We start from the raw sequence: 15215 nt of genomic DNA on the forward strand, positions 1-15215 counted from the left end.
CGTGTCCCTCGTAGTCACGCCAGATACATGGCCCAGCGGGGACGGGTGTTCAATGGCGATCAGCCCTGACCAAAGGCGTTTTCGACGATTTGCACTGCGCCTGTTGCATCCACCAGCGCCGCATCGAACCGGACATTGGTCAGCTGCCCGCCCGGTTCCTGCGCCAAATACTGCGCCGCCGAGGCATATATTCTGTCGATCTGACGCTTGCTGATCCGCGCGGCGGCAGTGTCAAAGCTTTGGCTTTTCTTGACCTCGACGAAAACAAGGCCCTGCGCATCCCGAACGATCAGGTCGATCTCGCCCCCGGCGCCGCGCCAGCGCCTGTGACAGACCTTGAACCCTCGGCTTTCGTAGTCGGCAGCGACGCTGTGCTCGGCCGCCTGCCCGGCGTGATAGGAAACCGAGCCTTGGACCGACCGTCGCGCCATGTCATCCCTTTCCCAGTTGCAAGGCCTTCTGGTAAATCGGCCGCCTTGGCAAATCATACATCCTGGACACCAGATCTGCCGCATCCCGGACCGAGTGCGTTTCCAGAGCCTGTCGCAACGCTTCTTCTACATCTGAATCGTTAACGGCTTGTGAATGGGCACGGTCCACCAGCAAGACGATCTCGCCCTTCACAGTGGCATCTCGATACTGTTCGGACAGCTCTGCCAGGCTACCCCGCCGGACTTCCTCGAACTTCTTGGTCAGTTCCCGGCACATGGCCGCCTGCCGATCACCGCCCAGAACCTGCGCCAGGTCCGCCAGGCACGCCGCCAGGCGTTTGGGGGATTCGTAAAACACAAGTGTCCCCGGAATGTCCCGCAGCGCGTCGATCCGCGACCGGCGCGCGCCGGCCGCATTCGGTAGGAACCCTGCAAAGAAGAAGGCATCGGTCGGCAACCCGGCAAGCGTCAGGGCGGTCAGCGCCGCCGAGGGTCCCGGCGCGCAGGTCACGGTGAATCCGGCCTCGGCCGCCTGTTTGCCCAGGTCGTATCCCGGATCGGCGATCAGGGGCATGCCGGCCTCGGACGCGTAGGCCACGGACTTGCCCTTTGACAGTTCGGCAATCAGTTTTTCACGCGCAGCCGTGCCGCTGTGGTCGTGATAGGCCAGGATGCGCCGCCCTTCGAGGGGTACACCGTGAATCTCCATCAGTCTGCGCAGGCTGCGTGTATCTTCCGCCGCAATCACATCCGCCGAGGCCAGAACGTCCAGCGCCCTGAGCGTAATGTCGCGCGCCGTTCCGATCGGAGTGGCAACAAAATACAGCCCCCCAGCCAATCTTACCTTTTGGAAATTCAAAGCTGGACCCTCGCAGCGTGACGTTTATTATCGCGGCGTGATAGAACAGCAGCGTTCTTTGCCGCCGGATCAGGGAGTTTTCATTTAGATGTTTACCGTTTGCAAGCCCGTTCGCAAACTGGCGAAAATCGCCATCGGCCTGACCGCGGCGGCATTTTTGGCCGCCTGCGAACCCGGCGCCACCGGGCGCGGACCGTCGATAGATACATCAGAGCCGATCCCCGTAGCCCTGCTGGTGCCCAAATCGGGCGACGCCGCGTTGGCGCAAAGCCTTGAGAACGCTGCCCGGCTGGCCATGGCCGATCTGAACAACGTCAAGATCGATCTTCGCGTCTATGACACTGCCGGCAATCCGAACACGGCAGCCGCAGTTGCGCAGCAGGCCGTTGCCGACGGCGCAAAGGTCATTCTGGGGCCGGTCTACGCGCAGGCTGCAAATGCTGCGGGCCTTGCGGTTCTGAGCAAGAATGTGAACGTTCTGTCCTTCTCGAACAATACAAGCATTGCCGGCGGAAACGTGTTTGTCCTTGGCCCGACCTTCGACAACACGGCTAACCGGCTTGTCAGCTACGCCGGCAAACAGGGAAAGAAAAGCACAGTCATCGTGCACAGCAATGATGCGGCAGGCCAATTGGGCCAGGCGGCAATCTCGAACGCCCTTGGCAACAGCCGAGTGGCGAATGCGGGTGTGGTCGGTTTTGATCGATCTCAGCAGGGTGTGATCGACGCCATCCCTGCAATCAAGGCAACTGTGGACTCGACGGGGGCGGATTCACTCTTTTTGACCGCCACGACCGCCGGTGCGCTGCCGCTCTTCAGCCAGTTGCTGCCCGAGACCGGTGTCTCTCCGGCAACCGTGCAATATATTGGCCTGACCCGCTGGGATATTCCGGCCCAGACGCTGGAACTACCGGGCGTGCAGGGCGGGTGGTTTGCCTTGCCCGACCCCGCCAAGGCCCAGGCCTATCGCGTGCGCTACAACGCGACCTATGGCGAGGCACCGCATCCGATCAGCGGCCTGGCCTATGACGGCATCGCTGCCATCGGCGCTCTGGCCAGCCAAGGCAAGTCCAATGCCCTTTCCGCTGCGGCCCTGACCCAGAATGCCGGGTTCCAAGGTGTTGGCGGAATTTTCCGTCTGCGCCCGAACGGTACGAATGAACGAGGTCTGGCCGTGGCCACGATCCAGAACAAACAGGTAGTTGTGATTGACCCTGCCCCGCAAAGCTTCTCTGGCGCCGGTTTCTGATCAGCTTGTGACGATCCCCGCGCCGGCTGGCGCATTGATCTGCGACGCCAGCGAAATCTTCGATGGCGAAAAGGTCAACGCGCTGCTGTCGAAGGCCCTGAAAGACATTCCGGAAACGGCCGCAGCCCGAAACGAGGCCGTCCGGATTCTGCGGGATGCTCAGAAATCTGGGCGTCAGGCCATCGAGGAGGCGTTCGCCGCCCGGCCCTTCGACGCCCGGCCGTTAACGCGGTCCTACACCTATCTGACCGATGGGCTGGTCTGCGCCGCGATGACTGTGGCCGGACAGCATCTGCATCCATTGGCCAACCCGACCCAGGGCGAGAAGATGGCGGTTTTGGCGGTGGGCGGCTATGGGCGCGGCGAGATGGCGCCGTTTTCGGATGTCGATCTGCTGTTTCTGACTCCCTACAAGATCACGGCCTGGGCCGAGAGCGTGATCGAGTCGATGCTGTACATTCTCTGGGATCTGCGGCTGAAAGTCGGGCATTCCTCGCGCACGATCCGTGATTGCCTGCGTCTGGGAGACGAGGATTTCACGATCCGGACAGCGATGCTGGAACAGCGCTATCTGGCCGGTGATCGGGACCTGGCCGATGAGCTGGAAAGCCGGCTGAAATCCGAGCTGTTCAAAGGAACCGAACGCGAATTCATCGAAGCCAAACTGCATGAACGCGACGAACGCCACCACAAGCAGGGCGAGCGTTACATGGTCGAACCGAACGTGAAAGAAGGCAAAGGCGGCCTTCGTGACCTGCAGTCGCTGTATTGGATCGCCAAATACATCTACGGCGTTCACGACGTGGCTGAACTTGTCCCGCTGGGGCTGTTCACCCAAGACGAATTCAACACGTTCGTGCAGGCCGAAGACTTCCTTTGGGCCGTACGTTCGCATCTTCATCTGGTGACACGGCGCGCAACCGAACAGCTGACCTTTGATCTGCAGGTCGAGGTGGCCGACCGGATGGGTTACGAAGACCGAGCGGGCCGCCGGGCCGTCGAAATCTTCATGCAGCGCTATTTCCGAGAAGCCACTCAAGTGGGCGAGCTGACACGGATCTTCCTGACCAAGCTTGAAGCAGCACATATGAAAAACGCGCCGTTGCTGGAACGCATCTTCAGCCGCAAGCCACGGGTCAAGGCGGGCTATAAGGTTGTTCATGGCCGGCTGGATGTGGCCGACCCAAAAAGCTTTCTGTCCGACAAGCTGAATCTACTGCGTCTGTTCGAGGAAGGTCTGCGCACGGGTATGCTGATCCATCCCGATGCAATGCGACTAGTCACGGCCAACCTGCACCTGATCGATGACGAAATGCGCAACGACAAAGAGGCGAGGCGCATCTTTCTGGATCTGATGCTGAAACACGGCAATCCCGAACGCGCGCTGCGCCGCATGAACGAGTTGGGCGTTCTGTCGGCCTTCATCCCCGAGTTCGAGCACATCGTGGCGATGATGCAGTTCAATATGTACCACAGCTACACGGTGGACGAGCACACGATCCAGTGCATCATCAACCTGGCGCAGATAGAACGGGGCGAACTTGTCGAAGCGCTGCCGCTGGCTTCGTCGATCCTCGAGGGCGGAGTGAACCGGCGTGTGCTTTACGTCGCTTTGCTGTTGCACGACATCGCCAAGGGCCGCCCCGAGGATCACTCGATCCTGGGGGCCAAGATCGCACGGACGGTCGCGCCTCGGCTGGGGCTGAACAAGAAAGAATGCGAAACCGTCGAATGGCTGGTGCGCTATCACCTGCTGATGTCGGACATGGCACAGAAGCGCGACATCTCGGACCCACGCACTGTGCGCGACTTTGCCAAGGCGGTTCAGACCGTCAAACGGCTGGATCTGCTGACTGTCCTGACAGTCTGCGACATCCGCGGCGTTGGGCCGAACACCTGGAACAACTGGAAGGCCACCCTGCTACGGGCCTTGCATGCGGAAACCAAGCGCGCGCTGGAAACCGGCATGGAGGACCTCAACCGTGCCAATCGTGGCGCCGAGGCCAAGAAAGCGCTGCGTGACGCGTTGTCTGCCTGGTCCAAGGCCGATCTCAAGACGGAAACCGGGCGGCACTATGATCCGTATTGGCAGGGGCTCAACCTCTCGACCCATGTCGAATTCGCTGAGATGTTGCGCGCACTGGAAGCCGACGGTGACCCCGGCGCGATGGAGATCCGCCTGCAACCAGACGAGGATCGCGACGCCACCCGCGCCTGCTTCGCGATGGCCGACCACCCAGGTATCTTTGCCCGCATCGCCGGCGCACTGGCGCTCGTGGGCGCAAACGTGGTTGATGCCCGCAGCTATACCACCAAGGACGGCTACGTGACCGACGCGTTCTGGATTCAGGACGCTGACGGACACCCGTTCGAGTTGTCGCGTCTGCCGCGCCTGACCCAGATGATCCACCGCACCCTCAAGGGCGAAGTGGTGGCCCGCGAGGCGCTCAGGTCCCGCGACAAGATCAAGAAGCGGGAAAAGGCGTTCAACGTCCCGACGCACATCACCTTCGACAATGAAGGGTCCGAGATCTACACGATCATCGAAGTCGATACCCGCGACCGGCCGGGCCTGCTCTATGATCTGGCCCGGACCCTTGCCGCCGCCAATGTCTATATCGCCAATGCCGTGATCGCGACCTATGGCGAGCAGGTGGTGGATACGTTCTACGTCAAGGACATGTTCGGGCTCAAATACCACTCGGAGGCCAAGCAGAGGACGCTGGAAGCCAAGCTGCGCACCGCGATCACCGAAGGCGCCGAGCGAGCGGCCTCATGAAGCAGATCCGCCTGTTCTCGGGCCTGTTCACGGTCGGGTTCTGGACCATTGCCAGCCGTATTCTGGGCTTTCTGCGGGAAATTCTGCTGACAGCCTATATCGGGCCGGGGCCGGTCATGGATGCTTTCGTCGCAGCCTTCCGCCTGCCCAACATGTTCCGCCGGTTCTTCGCCGAGGGCGCTTTCAACGCAGCCTTCGTTCCGATGTTCTCGAAACGGTTGGAAGGGGGCGAAGACGCGCAGGGGTTTGCGCAGGACGCGTTCAACCTGCTGGCGGCGGCCGTTCTGGCGCTGGTCGGGCTGGCCATGGTCTTCATGCCGGGGCTGGTCTGGCTGACTGCCGAGGGGTTTTATGGCGACGAACGTTTCGATCTGGCGGTCGACTACGGATATGTCGTCTTTCCCTACATTCTGTTCATGTCCCTGGCCGCGCTGTTTTCCGGGGTTCTCAATGCCACAGGCCGCTTTGCCGCCGCGGCGGCGGCGCCGGTCCTGCTGAACATCTTCGCCTGCACGGCACTGATCGTAGGCGCGGCAACCGGTGGCGAGGTCATCCGTTGGCTCATCGCCGTCATACCCATTGCCGGGGTCGCTCAACTGGCGCTGGTTTGGGTCGCCACCGAACGCGCCGGAATTCGCATCCGGTTCGGCCGGCCGAAGCTCAGCCCTGAAATGCGCAACATGGTTCGGATCGCGGTACCGGCGGCACTTGCCATGGGTGTGACGCAGGTCAATCTCGTTGTTGGGCAACTGGTCGCGTCAAAGACCGAAAAGGCCATCAGCTGGCTCTTTGCCGCCGACCGGCTGTATCAGCTGCCGCTGGGCGTGGTCGGCATCGCCGTTGGCATCGTGCTGTTGCCCGACCTGTCGCGCCGCCTGCGCGCGGGGGACGGCGATGGCGCGCGCAACGCCTTTTCCCGCGCCGGAGAGTTCACCCTACTGCTGACTATTCCGGCAACCGTGGCCTTCGTGCTTATCCCCGCGCCACTGGTCTCGGTCCTGTTCGAGCGTGGACAGTTCACACCCGAAGACACGGCTGCCACCGCTCTGGCCGTGGCGGTCTATGGCATCGGACTGCCGGCTTTCATGCTGCAAAAGCTGCTGCAACCGCTGTTCTTCGCGCGTGAGGATACCCGCTCGCCCTTCCGGTATGCCGTGGTGGCGATGGTCATCAACGCTGTTCTGGCCTTTGGGCTGTACCCGATCGTCGGCTGGATCGCCCCGGCCATCGCGGCCTCGGCCGCCGGGTGGGGCATGGTGGCGCAATTGGCACTGGGCGCCCGGCGCATGGGCGACGAAGCCCGTTTCGACGACCGTTTCAAGCGCCGCGCGCCCAGGATATTGGCCGCCTCAATAGGAATGGGCGTGTTGCTGATCGCGGCGATGCAGCTGTTCGGTTGGACGTTCGAGGTTCCGGGCTGGCGCTATCTGGCCTTGCTGGGCCTGATCGTGGTCGCCGCGGTATCTTACTTCCTTCTGGGCCACCTGCTGGGCGCATTCCGCCTGTCCGAGTTCCGGTCCGCCCTGCGAAGGTCCTGACCACCTCAGTCCCGCCGAATACGCCCCACCAGCCGCGCCCATCCGCCCGGCGCCACGAAAAACGACAGCCCGAACCCGGTCGCGAACCCACCCAGATCGGCCACCCAATCCGAGGTGCCGCCGAAGATCAGCCCGAACAACAGTTGGATACCCATCAGCACCGCGATCAACTGGAACGCCCGCGCCTGGTTCTCTCCGACCAGCGACAGCCTGCGCCATAGCAGCCAGGTGAACGCGCCGATCAGGCCGTAGACCGGCGGGAAGCCCCCGACCAGCGGATAGCGCGGGTCCAGCAGCACCGCATAGGCCAGCGCCCCGCCCACGCCGGACAGCACAAAGATCACCAGCATCGCAAAACCGCCAAAGACCTCACCCACCATCTTGCCCATCGCCAAAACAAAGACGCAGACAAAAAGCGCCTGGGTAAAGCTGCCTGACACGAAGGGGTAGGTGAAGAACCGGATCACATGCTCGACCGGCCAACGCCCGTTCATCACCATCCAGTCGAAGATGTCGGCCGAGAAGGAATAGCGCTGAATCGCCTCTAGCCGCCATCCCACCGCGCCCGGTCCGCCGACCAGGCCGCGCGTGCCGAGGGTGAAGGCCAGTTCGATCCCCATGATGAACAAGACCAGCGCCACCACCACGGGCGGCAGGGGGTTCACGGGGGGTGTGTAATGCTCGCTGCTCATTGGGCGGGCCTTTCGCGGCTGTTGACGTCCCTTTGCCTCATGGGTAAGCGACGGAGGCTTATTTTTCCAGACGGGAGTTCCCTTCCATGACCGAAACCAAGTTCACGCCGCGCGTGTTTTCCGGCATTCAGCCCTCGGGAAACCTGCATCTTGGCAACTACCTTGGTGCGCTCAAGCGTTTTGTGGATATGCAGGGGCCGGAGATGGAGACCGTGTACTGCATGGTCGATCTTCACGCGGTCACCGTCTGGCAGGACCCCAAAGAACTGGCGCATTCCACGCGCGAGCTGTGCGCGGGCTTCATCGCCGCCGGCATCGACCCGGAGCAGTCGATCCTGTTCAACCAGTCACAGGTGCCCGAGCACGCGCAACTGGCCTGGATCTTCAACTGTGTTGCGCGCATGGGCTGGATGCAGCGCATGACCCAGTGGAAGGACAAGGCGGGCAAGAACCAGCAGAACGCCTCGCTGGGCCTTTTCGCCTATCCCTCGCTGATGGCCGCCGACATTCTGGTCTATCACGCGACCCATGTCCCGGTGGGCGACGACCAGAAACAGCATCTTGAGCTGACCCGCGACATCGCCATCAAGTTCAACCACGACTATGGCGTCGATTTCTTCCCGATCACCGAGCCGGTGATCGAGGGCGCGGCGACCCGCGTGATGAGCCTGCGCGACGGGGCCAAGAAGATGTCCAAGTCGGACCCGTCCGATATGAGCCGGATCAACATGACCGACGATGCCGACACCATCGCCAAGAAGATCCGCAAGGCCAAGACCGACCCCGACGCCCTGCCCTCGGAGGTGGACGGGTTGGAAGACCGCCCCGAGGCGCGCAACCTGGTCAACATCTATGCCGCGCTCAGCGATCAGACGGTCGAGCAGGTTCTGGCCGAGGTCGGGGGCAAGCAGTTCGGTGAATTCAAGCCGATGCTGGCCGATCTGGCGGTCGCAAAGCTGTCGCCGATCTCGACCGAGATGGCGCGACTGATGGGCGATCAGGCCGAGATCGACAGGATCCTGGACCGTGGCGCGGAACGGGCGCGGGAAATCGCGGCTCCGATCCTCAGCCGCACCTACGAAATCGTGGGGATGGTGGGCGCCGGCCGCGCCTGAGCACCAGACAGAAACTGCAGCGCCGCCCCCGGCAAGGGGCGGCGTTTTGCGTTACAGGTCAGGCGGCCTGCGGGTGCAGTTTTTCCTCGACGATGGATTCGGCCACCGCATGGGGGCTGACGCCATCGACCTTGGCGCGGGTCAGGATGCGGTCCATCGTCCGCTCCAGCGCCTCAAGCCGCTGACCGACCCAAGCTTCGCGATCCTTGATCTTCAGGATCTCGGTCGCGACGTTCACGATCCCGCCGCCATTGGCCACGAAATCCGGAGCATAGAGGATGCCGCGGTCATGCAGGCGCTGCGCGTCGGCATCGGTCGCCAATTGGTTGTTGGCCCCTCCGGCCACCGCGCCGACCTTCAGCAGCGGAATGCTGGTTTCGTTCAGGATGCCGCCGATGGCGCAGGGCGCGAAAATATCCGCCTGGGCCGCATAGATCGCATCGGGCGCGACGGCCTGCGCCGCGAACCGGTCCGCCAGCCGGGCGGTCTGGCCCGCATCGATGTCGGTGATCACCAGTTTCGCCCCGGCGTCGTGCAACAGCGCGCACAGATGTTCGCCCACATGGCCCAGCCCCTGCACCGAGACGGTCTTGCCGCTCAGGTCGTCGGCCCCGAACCGGTGCCGCGCGGTGACGCGGATGGCGTTGAAGATCCCGCGGGCAGTGATGGGCGACGGGTCGCCGCTGGCGAACGGTCCATCGGGCAGACCGGCGACATACTCGGTTTCGGTGCCGATCTGGGCCATGTCGGCCGGGGTCATCCCCATGTCCTCGGCCGTCCAGTACTGGCCGCCGAGGCTTTGGACCACGCGGCCAAAGGCTTGCAGCAGCCCGGGCGTCTTGTCCGCGCTCGGGTCGCCGATGATCACGGCCTTGCCCCCGCCCAGCGGCAGATCGGCCGCGGCGTTCTTGTAGGTCATGCCCCGCGACAGGCGCAGCGCATCGTCCAGCGCTTCGGACGGGTGGCCATAGGTGCGCATCCGCACGCCGCCCGCTGCCGGCCCCAATTGCGTGGAGTGGATCGCCACAAAGCCCGAAAGCCCGCTGGCGGCGTCTTTGAATTCGACCACACGCTCGTGATCTGGCGCGTCAATCGTGGTTAGTTCCATTTTGCTCCTCCGGAAAGACAGATGGATTCTGCCACATCCGACCGAGCGATTTTCGCCAATACATGCTGGCCAACTTATCTCTCTTGGAGATAATAGTAATCTGAGCCGATCATTTTAGGGATTCTCTCCATGGACCAGATCGACCGCAAGATCGTGCGCGCGCTGCAGCAGGACGGGCGCATGACCGTTCTGGACCTGGCCGAAAAGGTTGGCCTGTCGCCGACGCCCTGCGCGCGACGCCTGGACCGCCTGCGCCGCGACGGGGTGATCACCGGATATTCGGCGCAGGTCGACCCCGAGAAACTGGGCTTTGGGGTCACGATTTTCGTGTCTGTTGAACTGGAGAAACAGGACCGCAACGCCATCGACGCCTTCGAACGCGCCATCCTGCGATGCGATGAGGTGATGGAGTGTTACCTAATGACCGGCTCGCGCGACATCCTGCTGCGTGTCGTGGCGCGTGACCTGACCGCCTTTGACGCGTTTCTGGAAAATCGGCTGATGCAGATTCCCGGCATCCGCAACCTGCGCTCCAACTTCGCCCTGCGCGCAATGGTCAAGCGCGACGTGTTGCCTATGGCGACGGGATAATCTGCTGGACCTCAGGCGCGCGCGCTCCTACGGTTCGGCGGAATTGACGGAGGGCAAAATGGCAGTCGGCAAGAATATCCGCACTTATTTCGATGGCAAATGGCACGATAGCGATGCCCCGATCATGCGGGCTGCGGACCACGGGGCCTGGTTGGGTTCGTCAGTGTTTGACGGAGCCCGCCGATTTGATGGCATGACCCCGGATCTGGCCGCGCATTGCGACCGGGTGAACCGCTCGGCCGAGGCGCTGATGCTCACTCCGACCGTGACCACCGAACAGATGGTCGAACTGATCCGCGAAGGTCTTGAAGCTTACCCGACCGAGGCCGCCGTCTACATTCGCCCTATGTACTGGGGGATCGACGGAGACGCGACGGCGATCGTGCCGCAGGGTGACAGCACAGGCTTTGCCATCTGCCTCGAAGAAATCCCGATGGCGCCCGAGGCGGCCTCGGTCACGCTGACGACCACCCGCTTCCGCCGCCCGGTTCTGGAAAGCGCGGTTGTCAACGCCAAGGCCGGGTGCCTTTATCCAAACAACGCCCGAATGCTGGCGGAAGCACGATCCAAGGGGTTCTCAAACGCATTGGTGACCGATGCCATGGGCAACGTGGCAGAAACCGCAACGGCCAACATCTTCATGGCCAAGGATGGCGAGGTGTTTACTCCGGCACCGAACGGCACCTTCCTTGCAGGCATCACCCGTGCGCGGCACATCGACAATCTGCGGCGCGACGGTGTGACGGTTCACGAAACTGTTCTGACCTTCGACGATTTCCACGACGCCGACGAAGTGTTCATGTCCGGCAACATGAACAAGGTCACGCCCGTGACCGCACTGGACGACACGCAATATCAGATTGGCCCTATCACGCGCCGCACGCGCGCGCTCTACTGGGACTGGGCGGCCAGCAACCAATAAGCGAAGGCCCGTCGCGGCCCGAGTTGCCAGACACCGAATGCTCGGGCATGATCCCGAAAACCGGAGAGGACATTCATGCGCAAGTTCCTTGTAGTTCTTGACGATAGCCGCGAGTGCCTGAACGCCATGCGTTTCGCCGCGATGCGTGCTGCGCATACGGGCGGGGGGGTGACCATCCTCTCGGTCATTCCTCCGGACGAGTTCAATCACTGGATCGGCGTGGCCGAAGTGATGCGGGAAGAAGCCCGCGAGCGTATCCATGCGCATTTCGAGGTATTTGCAAAGTGGATGCGCGACAAGCAGGGGATCGAGCCGGAACTGGCGATCCGCGAGGGTGAACCCGTTCCGCAGATCATTGAGCATGTCCGCTCGGATCCCGAGATCGGCGTCCTTGTTCTGGGTGCGGGTACCGACAAGAAGGGCCCGGGTCCACTGGTCACTCAGTTGACGCGGAATTCCGGCAGCTTGCCGATTCCGATCACCATCGTTCCGGGCGACCTGAGCAAGGAGAAGCTCGAAGAGATCACCTGATGCCCGCCACCCTACACTTCTGGTTCGATTTCGCCTCGACCTATTCCTACCTCAGCGCCATGCGGGTCGAACGGGACGCGGCAGCCTGCGGCGTGCAGGTGGACTGGCAGCCATTCCTTCTGGGTCCCATTTTTGCCGAGCAAGGGTGGAAAACCTCACCGTTCAACATCTATCCGGCCAAGGGGCGGTACATGTGGCGCGACATGGAACGGCTGTGCCGGCAGCGTGACCTGCCCCTGACCCGACCTGCCGAGTTTCCGCAAAACGGCCTGAAGGCTGCACGCCTTGCCCTTGCCATCCCACAAGGTGAAGCGCGCGCTGCGTTCTCCCGCGCCGTTTTCGCCGCACAATTTGGCCAAGGCCTTAATGTTTCGGAGGAGCCTGTCCTGCGCAGCGCCCTGTCCGCCGCCGGCCTCCCCGAGGACATGATCGACCGGACCGCAGACGCTGACATCAAGAGTGCTCTGTTTGACCAGGTTGCCCGCGCCAAATCGCTGGGGATCTTTGGCGCCCCCAGTTTTGTCGTGGATGAGGAGCTTTATTGGGGCGATGACCGGCTGGACATGGCAATCCGACAGGCCGCAGCTATTTAGAACCGTTCCAAATCTTGACTTCCCGGCCACTGACGCGCATATCAGAGCCAACTGATACGGAGCGCGCCATGTTCATCCAGACCGAATCCACGCCCAACCCGGCCACGCTGAAATTCCTGCCCGGTCAGACCGTGCTCGAGGCCGGTACAGCGGATTTCCCGACTGCCGAAGCCGCGCAGAGCTCGCCGCTGGCGCAGCGCATCTTTGCGGTCAGCGGTGTGACCGGAGTTTTCTTCGGCAATGACTTCGTGACCGTCACCAAAGACGACGGCGTACAGTGGGACCACATCAAACCCGCCATCCTGGGCGCCGTGATGGAGCACTACCAGTCCGGCCAGCCGGTGATGGGGGCCGGGGTGGAAACCGCGTCCGGCCATGCTGAACATTCGGGTGAGGACTCGGAAATCGTCAACCAGATCAAGGAATTGCTGGACAGCCGCGTGCGCCCCGCCGTGGCGCAGGACGGCGGTGACATCACCTTCCACGGCTTTGACCGCGGCGTCGTCTACCTGCATATGCAAGGCGCCTGCGCTGGGTGCCCGTCCTCAACGCTGACCCTGAAGATGGGGATCGAGAACCTGCTGCGTCATTACATCCCCGAGGTGACCGAGGTTCGCCCTGTTGCAGTCTGATCAGACAATTCTGGCATTTGACACATCGGCCGCGCATTGCGCGGCCGCTTTGCTGCGCGGGTCAGACATCGTCTTGAGCCGCGCCGAAACCATGACCCGAGGCCAGGCAGAACGCCTGATGCCTCTGCTTCAGGACATCCTGGCAGAAGGCGGGGTTTCTTGGGCGGATATCGACGCGATCGGTGTCGGGACGGGTCCGGGCAATTTCACAGGAATTCGCATCTCGGTCTCTGCCGCCCGAGGGCTGGCGCTTGGATTGAACAAGCCGGCAATCGGCGTTTCGGGCCTTGAAGCCTTGGCGGCCTTGGCACCCGAAGGGCGGATCCCAGCCATTCCAGCCCCCCGCGACCAAGTTTATGTGCAAGCGCCCGACGGGACGCCGCAACTGATGACGCTGGGACAGGCAGAATCACTTGGCGCCCTGTTTTTGTGCGACGATGCGGATGCAGTCGTCCGGGCCATCGCCCGGATTGCTTCTGGACGTGTTGACCTTGTGTCAGACTCCCCTGCCCCCCTGTACGTTCGCCCCGCGGATGCCGCCCCGTCGCGCGATACGCCGCCGCCTTTGCTGGACCCATGACCCCACAGGAAATGGCAGAGACCCACGGCGCGGCTTTCACCCAGTCCCGCCCATGGACCGCCGATGAATTTGCTGAGCTGCTTGCCAACCGCTTCACCCATGTCGTTGGAAACAAAACAGCATTTGCCCTGATCCAGGTCATCGGCGACGAGGCCGAGCTGCTGACCATCGCGACGCACCCCGATCACCAGCGGCAGGGTCTGGGCCGCGTCTGCATGCAGGCATGGCACGACAGGGCTCGCGATCTGGGTGCGCGCCGGGCGTTTCTTGAGGTGGCATCGGACAACGCGGCCGCCATTGCACTCTACCAAAGTTGCGGCTATGCGCGCTGCGGTCTTCGGCCGGGATATTACCGACGCGGCAAGGCTGACAAAGTAGATGCAATCTTGATGGAGCGCGCGCTACCCTGACGAAAGCCGGGCATTTCTGAGACCAAATGGTCAAAAAGCGGTTGACCATGGCTGTTTCAGACGGCCTTAATTGCCGCTATCACAGCAGTTCTGCTCGCTCTGAGCGGGGCTGGGCAAAAGCCCCTGCCCCGAAGCCATAAAAAACAACGGGAGTATATGATGACCCTGATGAAATCCTTGATGGGCGCGGCCGCCGCGTTTGCACTGACCGCAGGAGCGGCGCTGGCCGAACCAGCGATCATCTTCGATCTGGGCGGCAAGTTCGACAAATCGTTCAACGAAGCAGCCCATAACGGCGCCAAGCGCTGGGCCGACCAGACCGGCAAGTCTTATCGCGAAATCGAGCTGCAGTCGGAAGCGCAGCGCGAACAAGCCCTGCGTCGTTTCGCTGAAGCCGGTGCAAACCCGATCATCACCATGGGCTTTGCCATGGCTGATCCGCTGGCCGCCGTCGCACCTGACTATCCCGACACCAAGTTCGTCGCCGTCGACGTCAGCTGGCTGGACGCGCCGAACATCCGCCAGGTCTCGTTCGCCGAGCATGAAGGCTCGTACCTGGTCGGCATGATGGCCGCGATGGCATCCAAGTCGGGTACCGTCGGCTTCATCGGCGGCATGGACATTCCGCTGATCCGGCACTTTGGTTGCGGCTACGCCCAGGGCGCAAAGGCCGTAAACCCTGACATCAACGTCGTCGCCAACATGACCGGCACCACCCCGGCCGCATGGAACGACCCGGTGAAGGGCTCTGAGCTGACCAAAGCTCAGATCAGCCAAGGCGCTGACGTGATCTACGCCGCCGCAGGCGGTACCGGCGTCGGTGTTCTGCAGACCGCGGCCGACGAAGGCATCCTGTCGATCGGCGTGGACAGCAACCAGAACCACCTGCACCCGGGCAAGGTCCTGACCTCGATGCTCAAGCGCGTGGATGTGGCCGTTTATGACGCCATGAAAGCAGGCGAAGATGTCGAGACCGGCAAGTTCACCATGGGTCTGGCACAGGACGGTGTCGGCGTTGCCATGGATGAAAACAACGCCTCGCTGGTAAGCGACGAGATGAAAGCCGCCGTCGAAAAGGCGCGCCGCGACATCATCGACGGCAATGTCACCGTCGTCAGCTACTACGAGAACGACAGCTGCCCGGCACTGCAGTTCTGATATCGCGCGGGGCGGGGGAAACCTCCC

Annotated in this window: 16 protein-coding genes; 12 read left to right on the plus strand and 4 right to left on the minus strand. The window is 62.5% G+C overall.

Annotation, left to right across the window (positions count from 1 at the left end):
* Positions 1-59: 59 nt before the first annotated feature.
* Both ACR3EL_RS15400 and rsmI read right to left on the minus strand, forming a co-directional pair.
* Complete coding sequence (locus tag ACR3EL_RS15400; protein ID WP_170342137.1) at positions 60-431, minus strand: YraN family protein; 372 nt, start codon at positions 429-431, stop codon at positions 60-62.
* A gap of 1 nt (position 432) precedes the next feature.
* Complete coding sequence (rsmI, locus tag ACR3EL_RS15405; protein WP_170342138.1) at positions 433-1290, minus strand: 16S rRNA (cytidine(1402)-2'-O)-methyltransferase; 858 nt, start codon at positions 1288-1290, stop codon at positions 433-435.
* An 88-nt stretch (positions 1291-1378) separates the two neighbouring features.
* On the opposite strand from rsmI, the gene ACR3EL_RS15410 reads away from it, so the two are divergent.
* The 3 genes from ACR3EL_RS15410 to murJ are packed head-to-tail and all read left to right on the plus strand — an operon-like array spanning position 1379 to position 6856.
* A complete protein-coding gene (locus ACR3EL_RS15410) occupies positions 1379-2539 on the plus strand; it encodes a penicillin-binding protein activator (RefSeq protein ID WP_093963441.1) in 1161 nt (386 codons plus the stop codon).
* Positions 2499-5318 carry a [protein-PII] uridylyltransferase gene (locus ACR3EL_RS15415; RefSeq protein WP_480722207.1) on the plus strand — a complete coding sequence of 940 codons (2820 nt, stop codon included), beginning with the start codon at positions 2499-2501 and terminating at the stop codon, positions 5316-5318. The genes ACR3EL_RS15410 and ACR3EL_RS15415 overlap by 41 nt, the downstream gene beginning before the upstream one ends.
* Positions 5315-6856 carry a murein biosynthesis integral membrane protein MurJ gene (murJ, locus tag ACR3EL_RS15420; protein WP_480722208.1) on the plus strand — a complete coding sequence of 514 codons (1542 nt, stop codon included), beginning with the start codon at positions 5315-5317 and terminating at the stop codon, positions 6854-6856. Before ACR3EL_RS15415 ends, murJ begins: the two co-directional genes overlap by 4 nt.
* Positions 6857-6861: 5 nt before the next feature.
* Here murJ and ACR3EL_RS15425 read toward each other — a convergent pair whose 3' ends face one another.
* Complete coding sequence (locus tag ACR3EL_RS15425) at positions 6862-7548, minus strand: rhomboid family intramembrane serine protease (protein ID WP_170342144.1); 687 nt, start codon at positions 7546-7548, stop codon at positions 6862-6864.
* An 86-nt stretch (positions 7549-7634) separates the two neighbouring features.
* Here ACR3EL_RS15425 and trpS point away from each other — a divergent pair, with 86 nt between their 5' ends.
* Positions 7635-8663, plus strand: coding sequence for a tryptophan--tRNA ligase (gene trpS / locus ACR3EL_RS15430; protein ID WP_170342146.1), 1029 nt, complete (start codon positions 7635-7637; stop codon positions 8661-8663).
* Between the two features lie 58 nt (positions 8664-8721).
* Here the strand turns inward: trpS and ACR3EL_RS15435 are convergent, their stop codons facing one another.
* On the minus strand, positions 8722-9771 hold the full coding sequence (locus ACR3EL_RS15435) for a Glu/Leu/Phe/Val family dehydrogenase (protein ID WP_170342148.1): 1050 nt from the start codon (positions 9769-9771) through the stop codon (positions 8722-8724).
* A gap of 129 nt (positions 9772-9900) precedes the next feature.
* Here ACR3EL_RS15435 and ACR3EL_RS15440 point away from each other — a divergent pair, with 129 nt between their 5' ends.
* The 8 genes from ACR3EL_RS15440 to ACR3EL_RS15475 all read left to right on the plus strand — a co-directional run bounded on the left by ACR3EL_RS15440 (position 9901) and on the right by ACR3EL_RS15475 (position 15188).
* Positions 9901-10362, plus strand: coding sequence for an Lrp/AsnC family transcriptional regulator (locus ACR3EL_RS15440; protein WP_170589561.1), 462 nt, complete (start codon positions 9901-9903; stop codon positions 10360-10362).
* Between the two features lie 58 nt (positions 10363-10420).
* On the plus strand, positions 10421-11284 hold the full coding sequence (locus ACR3EL_RS15445) for a branched-chain amino acid aminotransferase (RefSeq protein ID WP_170342152.1): 864 nt from the start codon (positions 10421-10423) through the stop codon (positions 11282-11284).
* A gap of 75 nt (positions 11285-11359) precedes the next feature.
* Positions 11360-11815, plus strand: a complete 456-nt coding sequence (locus ACR3EL_RS15450) for a universal stress protein (protein ID WP_170342153.1) — start codon at positions 11360-11362, stop codon at positions 11813-11815.
* Complete coding sequence (locus ACR3EL_RS15455) at positions 11815-12408, plus strand: DsbA family protein (RefSeq protein WP_480722210.1); 594 nt, start codon at positions 11815-11817, stop codon at positions 12406-12408. The genes ACR3EL_RS15450 and ACR3EL_RS15455 overlap by 1 nt, the downstream gene beginning before the upstream one ends.
* A 68-nt stretch (positions 12409-12476) precedes the next feature.
* Positions 12477-13040 (plus strand): NifU family protein, encoded by a 564-nt coding sequence (locus ACR3EL_RS15460; RefSeq protein WP_480722211.1) that lies wholly within the window; start codon positions 12477-12479, stop codon positions 13038-13040.
* A complete protein-coding gene (gene tsaB, locus ACR3EL_RS15465) occupies positions 13030-13620 on the plus strand; it encodes a tRNA (adenosine(37)-N6)-threonylcarbamoyltransferase complex dimerization subunit type 1 TsaB (protein WP_480722212.1) in 591 nt (196 codons plus the stop codon). Before ACR3EL_RS15460 ends, tsaB begins: the two co-directional genes overlap by 11 nt.
* Positions 13617-14030: a ribosomal protein S18-alanine N-acetyltransferase gene (gene rimI, locus ACR3EL_RS15470; RefSeq protein ID WP_170342159.1), complete on the plus strand. Its 414-nt coding sequence runs from the start codon at positions 13617-13619 to the stop codon at positions 14028-14030. The genes tsaB and rimI overlap by 4 nt, the downstream gene beginning before the upstream one ends.
* A gap of 159 nt (positions 14031-14189) precedes the next feature.
* The gene (locus ACR3EL_RS15475) at positions 14190-15188 is read left to right on the plus strand and encodes a BMP family lipoprotein (protein WP_093963454.1); all 999 of its coding nucleotides are present in this window, start codon (positions 14190-14192) and stop codon (positions 15186-15188) included.
* The last annotated feature ends 27 nt before the right edge of the window (positions 15189-15215 follow it).

This window comes from Ruegeria sp. BJ3 (assembly GCF_056535665.1).